Annotated in this window: 10 protein-coding genes; 9 read left to right on the top strand and 1 reads right to left on the bottom strand. The window is 67.9% G+C overall.

The annotated features are described in order from the left end of the window. Nucleotides 1-4: 4 nt before the first annotated feature. The 9 genes from uvrC (at nt 5) to ppc (ending at nt 11,580) form a co-directional block, all read left to right on the top strand. Nucleotides 5-2,056, top strand: coding sequence for an excinuclease ABC subunit UvrC (gene uvrC / locus GOALK_RS02550; protein ID WP_006357224.1), 2,052 nt, complete (start codon nt 5-7; stop codon nt 2,054-2,056). Then, nucleotides 2,028-2,999 carry an RNase adapter RapZ gene (gene rapZ / locus GOALK_RS02555; RefSeq protein WP_198136067.1) on the top strand — a complete coding sequence of 324 codons (972 nt, stop codon included), beginning with the start codon at nt 2,028-2,030 and terminating at the stop codon, nt 2,997-2,999. The genes uvrC and rapZ overlap by 29 nt, the downstream gene beginning before the upstream one ends. Next, nucleotides 2,996-4,030 carry a gluconeogenesis factor YvcK family protein gene (locus GOALK_RS02560; protein ID WP_006357226.1) on the top strand — a complete coding sequence of 345 codons (1,035 nt, stop codon included), beginning with the start codon at nt 2,996-2,998 and terminating at the stop codon, nt 4,028-4,030. The genes rapZ and GOALK_RS02560 overlap by 4 nt, the downstream gene beginning before the upstream one ends. A gap of 71 nt (nt 4,031-4,101) precedes the next feature. Beyond that, nucleotides 4,102-5,079, top strand: a complete 978-nt coding sequence (whiA, locus tag GOALK_RS02565) for a DNA-binding protein WhiA (protein WP_006357227.1) — start codon at nt 4,102-4,104, stop codon at nt 5,077-5,079. A 157-nt stretch (nt 5,080-5,236) separates the two neighbouring features. Then, nucleotides 5,237-6,256 carry a type I glyceraldehyde-3-phosphate dehydrogenase gene (gene gap / locus GOALK_RS02570; RefSeq protein ID WP_006357228.1) on the top strand — a complete coding sequence of 340 codons (1,020 nt, stop codon included), beginning with the start codon at nt 5,237-5,239 and terminating at the stop codon, nt 6,254-6,256. A gap of 37 nt (nt 6,257-6,293) precedes the next feature. Next, complete coding sequence (locus tag GOALK_RS02575; RefSeq protein ID WP_006357229.1) at nt 6,294-7,505, top strand: phosphoglycerate kinase; 1,212 nt, start codon at nt 6,294-6,296, stop codon at nt 7,503-7,505. A 3-nt stretch (nt 7,506-7,508) separates the two neighbouring features. Then, entirely contained in the window at nt 7,509-8,297 is a 789-nt protein-coding gene (gene tpiA / locus GOALK_RS02580; RefSeq protein ID WP_005194872.1) for a triose-phosphate isomerase, read from the top strand. 110 nt (nt 8,298-8,407) lie between these two features. Beyond that, a complete protein-coding gene (gene secG, locus GOALK_RS02585) occupies nt 8,408-8,641 on the top strand; it encodes a preprotein translocase subunit SecG (RefSeq protein ID WP_006357231.1) in 234 nt (77 codons plus the stop codon). Nucleotides 8,642-8,739: 98 nt separating this feature from the next. Then, complete coding sequence (gene ppc / locus GOALK_RS02590) at nt 8,740-11,580, top strand: phosphoenolpyruvate carboxylase (RefSeq protein WP_040003946.1); 2,841 nt, start codon at nt 8,740-8,742, stop codon at nt 11,578-11,580. A 16-nt stretch (nt 11,581-11,596) separates the two neighbouring features. On the opposite strand, the gene ppnP is transcribed toward ppc, so the two are convergent. Then, nucleotides 11,597-11,923, bottom strand: coding sequence for a pyrimidine/purine nucleoside phosphorylase (ppnP, locus tag GOALK_RS02595; RefSeq protein WP_006357233.1), 327 nt, complete (start codon nt 11,921-11,923; stop codon nt 11,597-11,599). Nucleotides 11,924-11,933: the final 10 nt, after the last annotated feature.

An 11,933-nucleotide genomic window follows, 5' to 3' on the forward strand; every position in this document is an offset into this window, starting at 1 on the left:
ACACGTGGCCGACCCGACTACCTACCGTCCTGCTCCCGGAACCATCCCGACCGATCCCGGGGTGTACAAGTTCCGTGACGAGCACGGTCGTGTCATCTACGTGGGCAAGGCCAAGAACCTCCGGTCGCGTCTGACGTCGTACTTCGCCGACATCGCCTCGCTGCACCCGCGCACCCGTCAGATGGTGACGACGGCGGCGTCGGTGGAGTGGACCGTCGTGGGCACCGAGGTCGAGGCACTTCAGCTCGAATACAACTGGATCAAGGAATTCGATCCGCGGTTCAACGTCCGCTATCGCGACGACAAGAGCTACCCGATGCTCGCCGTGACCCTCAACGAGGAGTACCCGCGGCTGTTCGTCTACCGCGGACCCCGCCGCCGTGGCGTGCGCTACTTCGGGCCGTACGCGCATGCGTGGGCGATCCGCGAGACCGTCGACCTGCTGACGCGGGTGTTCCCGGCGCGCACCTGCTCGGCGGGCGTGTTCAAGCGGCACCGCCAGATCGACCGGCCGTGTCTGCTCGGCTACATCGACAAGTGCTCCGCGCCCTGTATCGGCCGGGTCGACGCCGAGGAACACCGCGAGATCGTCGAGGACTTCTGCGACTTCCTCGCCGGCCGCACCGACCTGCTGATCCGCAAGCTCGAACGCGACATGTCCGCTGCGGCCGAGGATCTCGACTTCGAACGCGCGGCCCGCCTGCGCGACGACATCGGCGCCCTCCGACGCGCCATGGAGAAGCAGGCCGTGGTTCTCGGCGACGGCACCACCGCCGACGTCGTCGCGATCGCCGGAGACGACCTCGAGGTGTCGGTACAGGTCTTCCACGTGCGCGACGGGCGCGTCCGCGGTCAGCGCGGCTGGGTCGTCGAACGCAGCGACAACGGCACCGACGGCGACGTCATCGGCGAGTTCATCACCCAGTTCTACGGTGCGCAGGTCGATTTCGACGCCACCGTCGACGTCGGTGCGGACCGCGCACACGGCGAGTCCGTTCCGCGCGAGGTCCTGGTCCCCGAATTGCCGGCCGACACAGCCGAACTCGAGGAGTGGCTGAGCGGGCTGCGGGGGAGCAGGGTCACCTTGCGGGTGCCCCAGCGCGGCGACAAGAAGGCGCTGTTCGAGACCGTCGCCCGGAACGCGGGGGAGGCGCTCACCCAGCACAAGCTCCGACGCGCCGGTGACCTCACCACCCGCTCGGCCGCCCTCACCGAGCTGCAGGAGAACCTGATGCTCGATCAGGCGCCGCTGCGTATCGAGTGTGTGGACATCTCGCACGTGCAGGGCACCGACGTCGTCGCCTCCCTCGTCGTCTTCGAGGACGGCCTGCCGCGCAAGTCCGACTACCGGCACTACGCGATCCGTCATGCCGCCGGCGACGGCCACTCCGACGACGTCGCGTCGATCGCCGAGGTCACCCGCCGCCGCTTCCTCCGGCACCGTGCCGACCGCGACGCACCACCGCCCGAGTCGGGGGAGGTCGACGCCGGGCCCGAGACCTCAGCGCAGCCGCGGAAATTCGCGTACCCGCCGAACCTGTTCGTCGTCGACGGTGGTGCACCGCAGGTGCATGCGGCCGCGGCGGTCCTCGACGAACTCGGGGTCACCGACGTCTCGGTGATCGGACTCGCCAAACGCCTCGAGGAGGTGTGGGTGCCCGGCGAAGACGATCCGATGATCCTGCCGCGAAGCAGCCAGGCGCTGTTCCTGCTGCAGCGTGTGCGCGACGAGGCACACCGGTTCGCCATCACCTTCCACCGCAGCAAGCGCAGCAAGAGGATGACCGCCTCGGCGCTCGACGGCATCCCGGGTCTGGGGAAGACACGACGCACCGCGCTGGTGACCCACTTCGGGTCGGTTGCGCGCCTGCGTGAGGCATCCTTGGAGGAGATCGCCCAGGTGCCGGGGATCGGACTGACCACGGCGCGTGCGGTGCAGGACGCGCTCGGCGGTGGCACTGTTGCGGAGACGGTGTCGCCGGTACCGGGCGAGACGGTGAACGAGGCGGAGATGACGGTGGTGACCGGTGACGCGGGACGGGGTGTCGATGAATGAGCGGGCCGAGGCCGGACACGACGAGCAGCTGACCGGAGGCGTCCGGAACGGTGAGGTGCCGAACGAACTCACCGTCCTGTTCGTCACCGGCATGTCCGGTGCGGGCCGGTCCACAGCGGCCAACGTGCTGGAGGACGACGGCTGGTACGTCGCGGACAACGTTCCGCCGTCGCTGATCTCGACGATGGTCGGGATGGTGCGGGAGAGCGACCCGACGATCACCCGTCTCGCGATGGTGTTGCGCGCATCCGGCCCCGACCTCGCCCACGAACTCGAACAGCTGCGGGACAACCTCGAGGAGTCGGGGATTCGTACCCGGCTGCTGTACCTCGACGCGAGCGAGGAGGCGCTGGTCCGTCGCTTCGAGCAGGTGCGTCGCCGACACCCGTTGCAGGGCAAGGAAACTCTCATCGAGGGCATCGCCCGGGAACGCGCGATCCTGGCGCCGATCAAGAACGTCGCCGACCTCGTCGTGGAGACCTCGGCGCTGACCGCGGCCAAGCTCCGCTCCGTGGTGGAGGGTGTGTCGCCGGGAGACACCGAACCGCGGCTGAGCATCGCGGTGCAGTCCTTCGGCTTCAAGTACGGACTGCCCATCGACTCCGATCTCGTCGCCGACGTGCGGTTCCTGCCCAACCCCCACTGGATCGACGAGCTGCGCGACCACAACGGGCAGGAGGCGCCGGTCCGCGACTACGTCCTCGGCCAGCCCGACGCCGGTGACTTCCTCGACCTGTACACCGACCTGGTGTCCATCGTCGGTCGTGGCTACCTGCGAGAAGGTAAGCGCTACATGACGATCAGCGTCGGCTGCACCGGCGGTAAACATCGAAGTGTCGCCATCTCCGAGGAGCTCGCACGGCGTCTCCGCAAGGCCGTCGACGACTCCGGCGTGGCCACCTACGACGTGCGCGTGATGCACCGCGATCTGGGGCGCGAATGACCCAGGAGATCGTCGACCCCAAGATCGTCGCGCTGGGTGGCGGCCACGGCCTGTACGCGACGCTGACCGCGATGCGTTACCTGAGTACCGACATCACCGCGGTGGTGACGGTCGCCGACGACGGGGGATCGTCGGGCCGCCTGCGTGCCGAACTCGGCCTCATCCCGCCGGGAGACCTGCGAATGGCCCTGGCCGCGTTGATGTCCGCGCCCAAGGCGCTCGAGGACTTCCAGACCGCGGGTGACCCCGACACCCGTCGACGCCACGAACTGTGGGCCGAGGTGCTGCAGCACCGCTTCGGCGGTCGCGGCGCGCTCGCCGGACACCCCATCGGCAATCTGATGCTCGCGGGGCTCACCGAGGTCCTCGGTGACGCGGTGGCCGCGCTGCAGGAACTCCGGTCGATGTTCGGGATCGTCGGGCAGGTGCTGCCCATGTCGACCGTCCCGCTCGACATCGAGGCCGACGTGTCAGGACTCGAGGCGGACCCGCGCATCAGCCGGGAGATCCGCGGACAGGTCGCGGTGGCGACGACGCCCGGCAAGGTGCGTCGCGTGCGGCTGATCCCCGAGGAACCGCCCGCCTGCGAGAGTGCCGTCGGGGCAATCGAATCCGCCGATCTGGTGATGCTCGGACCCGGCTCCTGGTTCTCCAGCGTGATCCCGCACGTGCTGGTGCCCGAGCAACTCAAGGCGTTGCAGCGCACCGCCGCCCGCAAGGTGCTGGTGGTCAACCTCGCACCCGAACCGGGGGAGACCCCGGGGTTCTCGGTGGAGCGGCATCTGCACGTCCTGCACGCCCACGCCGACACCTTCCGCGTCGACAACGTCCTGGTCGACGCGTCGTCGGTGCCCGCCGGACGCGAACGCGAGCATCTCGTGCGCGCGGCCGGACTCTTCGGCGCCGAACTGAACGTCGGCGATGTCGCGGTACCCGGCCGCCAGGTCCATGACCCGGCGAAAGTCGCCGCCGTGGTGAACGAACTGTGCGAAGGTGAATCGAACCGTTACGCTGACCGGGCCGACGCCTGACCCAGGCGATGATTCGGCGTTTTCTTTCAGGGACGTGTGGGCAGTTGACAGGAGGACAGGGACCGGTGGCGATGACGGCAGCGGTGAAAGACGAGCTGAGTCGCCTGACGGTGACCCAGGTGAGTTGCCGGAGAGCCGAGGTGTCGGCCCTGCTGCGTTTCGCCGGCGGCCTGCACATCGTGGCGGGCCGCGTCGTCGTGGAGGCCGAGGTCGACATGGGCAATGTCGCGCGGCGCCTACGACGCGAGATCCACGACCTGTTCGGCTACGGCTCCGACGTCCACGTCCTGCGAAGCGGCGGCCTGCGCAAGTCGGCCCGCTACATCGTGCGCATCACCAAGGACGGCGAGGGACTCGCCCGGCAGACCGGCTTGCTCGATCTGCGTGGCCGGCCGGTGCGCGGCCTCCCGGCCCAGGTGGTCGGCGGTAGCGTCGCCGACGCCGAAGCCGCTTGGCGCGGTGCGTTTCTCGCCCACGGTTCGTTGACCGAACCAGGACGCTCGTCGGCGCTCGAGGTCAGCTGCCCCGGACCCGAGGCCGCGTTGGCGCTCGTCGGCGCCGCCCGTCGCCTCGGTGTGACCGCGAAGGCGCGCGAGGTCCGCGGCGCCGACCGCGTCGTCATCCGCGACGGCGAGGCCATCGGCGCGCTGCTCACCCGGATGGGCGCCCACGACACCCGCCTGGTCTGGGAGGAACGCCGCATGCGCCGCGAGGTGCGCGCGACCGCGAACCGCCTCGCCAACTTCGACGACGCCAACCTCCGGCGCTCGGCCCGCGCGGCAGTGGCTGCGGCCGCCCGCGTCGAACGCGCCCTGGAGATCCTCGGTGACGAGGTCCCCGACCATCTCATCGCGGCCGGACAGCTGCGCATCACCCATCGGCAGGCCTCTCTGGAGGAGCTCGGCCAGCTCGCCGACCCGCCGATGACCAAGGACGCCGTCGCCGGACGCATCCGCCGGCTGTTGTCGATGGCTGACAAGAAAGCTCGCCAGGACGGCATCCCGGACACCGAATCGGCGGTCACCTCAGAGCTGCTCGACGAGGCCTAGGGACCTGCGGTGTGCCGGACCGAACCCGGCCTACTAGGCTGAAGTCGACGTGTGCGGACCGGGGGTCACCCCTGTGTGCCATCGGTGACCGCTCACGGCGCGGCCAGCAGGGCTTGACCCACAGGCCTGACCATGAATACCGCTAAGGAGCACAACTGTGACTGTTCGGGTAGGCGTCAACGGATTCGGCCGGATCGGCCGCAACTTCTTCCGTGCCGTCGAAGCGCAAAAGGCTTTGGGCACCACTGACATCGAGATCGTCGCGGTCAACGACCTCACCGACAACGCGACTCTCGCGCACCTGCTGAAGTTCGACTCGATCCTCGGCCGTCTGCCCGAAGACGTCAGCCTCGAAGGCGACGACACCATCGTGGTGGGCGACAAGAAGATCAAGGCGCTCGAGGTCAAGGAAGGCCCCGCAGCCATCCCGTGGGGCGACCTGGGCGTGGACGTCGTCGTCGAGTCGACCGGCATCTTCACCGCACGCGCCAAGGCCCAGGGCCACCTGGACGCCGGCGCCAAGAAGGTCATCATCTCGGCCCCCGCCTCGGATGAGGACATCACCATCGTCATGGGCGTCAACGACGACAAGTACGACGGCAGCCAGAACATCATCTCCAACGCCTCGTGCACCACGAACTGCCTCGGCCCGCTGGCCAAGGTCCTCAACGACGAGTTCGGCATCGTCAAGGGCCTCATGACCACGATCCACGCCTACACCCAGGATCAGAACCTGCAGGACGGCCCGCACAAGGACCTGCGCCGCGCACGTGGTGCCGCGATCAACATCGTGCCGACCTCGACCGGTGCCGCCAAGGCCATCGGCCTGGTCCTCCCGGAGCTGAAGGGCAAGCTCGACGGTTACGCCCTGCGCGTGCCGATCCCCACCGGCTCGGTCACCGACCTCACCGCGCAGCTGGCCAAGCAGGCCACCGCCGAGGAGATCAACGCCGCGCTCAAGGCCGCCGCCGAGGGTCCGCTCAAGGGCATCCTCAAGTACTACGACGCCCCGATCGTCTCCTCCGACATCGTCACCGACCCGCACAGCTCGCTGTTCGACGCCGGCCTGACCAAGGTCATCGACGATCAGGCCAAGGTCGTGTCCTGGTACGACAACGAGTGGGGCTACTCGAACCGCCTCGTCGACCTCATCGGACTCGTCAGCAAGTCTCTCTAGTCCACTCGTCGTACAACGAAAGAGGAGTCAACGCCTCATGGGTGTTCCCACTCTGAAGAACCTTCTGGAAGAGGGTGTTTCGGGTCGCGGAGTGCTGGTCCGTTCGGATTTCAACGTCCCGCTCGACGGGTCGACGATCACCGATCCGGGTCGCATCCTCGCCTCGCTGCCCACCCTCAACGCGCTGATCGACGCCGGCGCCAAGGTGATCATCACCGCCCACCTGGGTCGGCCGAAGGGCGAGCCGGATCCGAAGTTCTCGCTCGCGCCCGTCGCGGCGCGGCTCGGCGAAGAACTCGGTCGCAACGTGCAGCTCGCCGGTGACGTCGTCGGCACCGACGCGCTCGCCCGCGCCGAGGGTCTCACCGACGGTGACGTCCTGCTCCTGGAGAACATCCGCTTCGATCCGCGGGAGACCTCCAAGGACGACGCCGAGCGCGAGAAGCTGGCCAAGGCCCTCGTCGAACTCGTCGGCGAGGACGGCGCGTTCGTCTCGGACGGCTTCGGAGTGGTCCACCGCAAGCAGGCATCGGTCTACGACGTCGCCAAGCTGCTCCCGCACTACGCGGGAGAGCTGGTGGCGGCCGAGGTCGACGTCCTGTCGAAGCTCACCGAAGAGGTGACCCGTCCCTACGCGGTCGTCCTCGGTGGCTCGAAGGTCTCCGACAAGCTCGGGGTCATCGAGGCGTTGGCTCCCAAGGTCGACACGCTCGTCATCGGTGGCGGCATGGCCTTCACCTTCCTGGCCGCACAGGGCCATTCGGTGGGCACCTCGCTGCTGCAGGAAGACCAGATCGACGTCTGCAAGAGCCTGCTCGAGCGCTTCGGCGACGTCATCCACCTGCCGGTCGACGTCGTGGTGGCCGACAAGTTCGCCGCCGACGCGGAGGCGAAGACCGTCGCCGCCGACGCCATCCCGGACGGCTGGATGGGTCTCGACATCGGACCGGAGTCGGTGAAGCGATTCACCGCGGTCCTCTCGGGCGCCCAGACGATCTTCTGGAACGGTCCGTCCGGCGTCTTCGAGTTCGAGAAATTCTCGGCCGGCACCCGCGGTGTCGCCGAGGCCATCGCCGGTGCGACCGACAACGGTGCGTTCACCGTGGTCGGTGGCGGCGACTCGGCTGCCGCGGTGCGGACCCTGGGTCTGCCCGACTCGGACTTCTCGCACATCTCCACCGGAGGTGGCGCATCGCTGGAGTACCTCGAAGGCAAGGAACTCCCCGGACTGAAGGTGCTGGAGAGCTGAGCCATGGCAACTCGTAAACCGCTCATCGCGGGCAACTGGAAGATGAACCTGAACCACCTCGAGGCCATCGCGCTGGTTCAGAAGATCGCCTTCGCCCTGCCGGCGAAGTACTTCGACAAGGTCGACGTGACGGTGATCCCGCCGTTCACCGACATCCGCAGCGTGCAGACCGTCGTCGACGGCGACAAGCTGCTGCTCACCTACGGTGCGCAGGATCTGTCGCAGCACGACTCGGGTGCCTACACCGGGGAGATCAGCGGCGCCTTCCTCGCGAAGCTCGGCTGTACCTTCGTCGTCGTCGGCCACTCGGAGCGACGCACCCTGCACGGTGAGACCGACGAGATCGTGCTGGCCAAGACCAAGGCCGCGCTCAAGCACGAACTCACCCCGATCGTCTGCATCGGCGAGGGTCTCGAGATCCGCGAGGCCGGCGAGCACGTCGCGTACAACGTGGCGCAGCTCAAGGGTTCGCTGGCGGGCCTGTCGGCCGCCGAGATCGCCAAGACCGTCATCGCCTACGAGCCGGTCTGGGCCATCGGCACCGGTCGCGTGGCCAGTGCCGCCGACGCCCAGGAGGTCTGCAAGGCCATCCGCGAGACCCTCGCGGAGATCGCCGACGCGGAGACCGCGGCCTCGGTCCGCATCCTCTACGGCGGTTCGGTGAACGCCAAGAACGTCGGCGACATCGTCGGCCAGACCGACGTCGACGGAGCTCTCGTCGGCGGCGCGTCGTTGAAGTCCGACGAGTTCGCGACGCTGTCGGCGATCGCCGCGGGTGGCCCCTTGCCCTGACGGGTCACACCCACGCGTACACTGTGGCAGGTTGGTGTCGATTTGCGTCGGCACCACCTGCCACAGCTGTTTCTCCAGGTGTTTACGGAAGGGCGTTTCGACTCGTGACTGTGCAAGGTGCACTCGACATCGGATTGATCGTGACCAGCGTTCTGCTGATCGTGCTCGTCCTGCTGCACCGCGGCAAGGGTGGCGGTCTGTCGTCCCTGTTCGGCGGCGGTGTCCAGTCCAGCCTGTCGGGTTCGAGCGTCGTCGAACGCAACCTCGACCGGTTGACCATCTTCGTCGGCCTCATCTGGGTGATCTTCATCGTCGGCGTGGGCGTCGACATCAAACTTTCCTGAGTTGGTTTCTGCTCTGGACCTCGGGCGACGCGTGATACGCGTCGCCCGTCGCTTTCCCCGGGATGCCGGACTCCCCTGATCTCGGGATACTTGACGGCATGAGTGAAACCGCCCCCGCCAAGGGAGCCCCGGCCTCGCGTCCGTCCATCTCGATCGTCGACCACATCGTCGTCGACGACGAGGGCCGTGCACTCACCGAACCATTACGCGAGGACATCCGTCTGCTCGGCGGCATCCTCGGCGAGGTCGTCGCCGAGCATTCCGGCACGGATGTCTTCGATCTCGTCGAGTCCGCCCGGGTCGCCGCTTTCGGCGTGCGCCGCAACGAGATCGACCGCAACGAGCTCGCCGACATGTTCGTCGACCTCGACGTCGCCACCGCGGTACCCGTCATCCGCGCCTTCAGCCATTTCGCGCTGCTGGCCAATCTGGCCGAGGACATCCACCGCGAACGCCGCCGCGCCATCCACGTGCGGGCCGGTGACCCGCCGCAGAAGTCCAGCCTGGCCGCCACCTACCGTCAGCTCGCCGACGCCGGACTCGGCGACGAGGAGGTCGGCAAGGCACTCGCCGACGCCAACGTCGTCCCGGTCATCACCGCCCACCCGACCGAGACGCGGCGTCGCACGGTGTTCGAGGCGCAGAACCGCATCACCGAGCTCATGCGCTTCCGCGGTCGCACCGAACTGACCCCCGACGAGGACGCCGAGGTCACCGAGGCGATCCGGCGCCAGATCCTCACGCTGTGGCAGACCGCTCTCATCCGTCTCGAGCGGCTGACCATCCAGGACGAGATCCGTTCGGGCCTGCGCTACTACGACGCCTCGTTCTTCGAGGTGGTGCCGGCGATCAACACCTCGGTGCGAGCCGCGCTGCGGTCGGCGTACCCGGACGCGGGTCTCGCCGACGAGCCGATGATCCGCATGGGGTCCTGGATCGGCGGCGACCGGGACGGCAACCCGTTCGTCACCGCCGAGGTCGTCACCCTGGCCACCACGCTGGCCGCCGCGACCGCAGTCGGGCACCACCTCGCCGAACTCGAGAACCTCGCGCAGGAACTGAGTATGTCGGCGCGACTGATCACCGGCACCGAGCCGCTGCTGGCACTCGCCGGCGCCGATGCCGACGACCCCGGTGTCGACGAGCCGTTCCGGCTCGCGCTGCGGCACATCAGGTCCCGTCTGGCGGCGACGGCGAGGGGCATGTTCGACGACGACTTCCTCTCATCGAGCGACCTCTTCCTCGTCGACGGCAAGTCGCCGTATCACGACGCATCGGAACTCCTCGCCGACCTGGACGTCATCGACGCCGCGCTGCGGGTCAACAACGACGCCACCATCGCCGACGACCGCCTCTTGTCCCTCCGGGAGTCGGTGCGTACCTTCGGTTTCCATCTGTCCGGACTCGACCTGCGGCAGAACTCCGACATGCACGAGGAGGTCGTCGCCGAACTCCTGGCGTGGGCCGGCGTGCACGCCGACTACGCCTCGCTGGGGGAGGAGGAGCGCGTCGAGATCCTGTCCGCCGAGCTGCAACGCCGTCGTCCGCTGACCAGTCCCGACGCGGAACTGAGCGAACTGGCGACCAAGGAACTCGGGATCGTGCGGGCTGCTGCGAAGGCGGTCGCGACGTTCGGACCGGAAGCGGTGCCGAACTACATCATCAGCATGTGCACCTCGGTGAGTGACATGCTCGAGGCCCTGATCCTGCTGAAGGAGGCCGGTCTCTACGATCCTGGTGCGGCGGGGGAGAACGCGCCGCGCTCGACCGTCCGCGTCGTACCGCTGTTCGAGACGATCGAGGATCTGCAGCAGGGCGCCACAACGCTGCTCGCCGTTCTCGACGTGCCGTTCTACCGGGCGCTCGTGGAGTCCCAGCACGGCATGCAGGAGATCATGCTCGGCTACTCCGACTCCAACAAGGACGGCGGTTACATGGCCGCCAACTGGGCGCTGTACCGCGCCGAACTCGACCTCGTCGAGGCGGCGTCTCGGTCGGGAATCCGGTTGCGGCTCTTCCACGGTCGCGGTGGCACCGTCGGTCGCGGTGGAGGTCCCAGCTACGATGCGATCCTCGCCCAGCCGCCGGGTGCGGTCCGGGGATCGTTGCGGATCACCGAGCAGGGCGAGATCATCGCCGCCAAGTACGCCGAACCGGTGACCGCCCGCCGCAACCTGGAGACGCTGCTGGCCGCGACCATCGAGTCGTCGTTGCTCGACGTCGAAGGTCTCGGCGACGAATCGGAGTCGGCCTACGAGATCATGGACGACATCGCGGCCAGGGCACGTGCGGCGTACAGCCGTCTGGTGCACGAGACACCGGGATTCGTCGAGTACTTCACCACGTCGACGCCGCTGTCGGAGATCGGCGCCCTCAACATCGGCAGCCGCCCGGCGTCACGCAAGCAGACCGAGAAGATCTCGGATCTCCGAGCGATCCCGTGGGTGCTGTCGTGGACGCAATCACGCGTGATGCTGCCGGGCTGGTACGGCACCGGGTCCGCGTTCGAGGAGTGGGTCGGCGACGATCCCACCCGCCTCGAGGCCCTGCAGCGCTACTACGAGAAGTGGCCGTTCTTCCGCACCGTCATGTCCAACATGGCGCAGGTGCTGGCCAAGTCCGACATGGGTCTTGCCGAGCGCTACGCACAGCTGGTTCCCGACGAGCAACTGCGCGACAAGGTGTTCGGCATGATCGTCGACGAGCACGAGCGCACGATCGCCATGTGCGCCGAGATCACCGGCACCGACGACCTGTTGCACGACAACGCAGCCCTGAAACGTTCGGTCTACAACCGTTTTCCGTATCTCGAGCCCCTCAACCTGCTGCAGGTGGAGCTGCTTCGCCGGTTCCGTGCGGGGGAGGACACTCCGCTGGTGCGCCGCGGTATCCAGCTCACCATGAACGGTCTGGCGACGGCGCTGCGGAACTCGGGTTAGCCCGGAGCGGCTGGGCTCAGCCGTAGTGGCAGACGTAGCTGACGGGGTCGGTGACCTCGATGTCGAACGAGGAGTTGCCGGGCACCGAGAACGAGTCGCCTGCGCCGTAGGAGGTCCAGTCCTCGCTGCCGGCGAGCCGCACCCGGCAGGCGCCGCTGTGGAGTTCCATGATCTCGGGTGCGCCGGTGCCGAAGTTCAGTGTCGCGGGCAGGATCACACCGGCCGACTTACGGGTGCCGTCGGCGAGGTGGAACGTGTGGCTCACGCACTTGCCGTCGAAGTAGACGTTGGCGCGAGGGTCGAGGGTCACGTTCGCGTAGGTCGAGGTATCGGTCACGAGCATCGAGCCTAGC

It is taken from the genome of Gordonia alkanivorans NBRC 16433, assembly GCF_000225505.1.
Lineage (GTDB): Bacteria > Actinomycetota > Actinomycetes > Mycobacteriales > Mycobacteriaceae > Gordonia > Gordonia alkanivorans.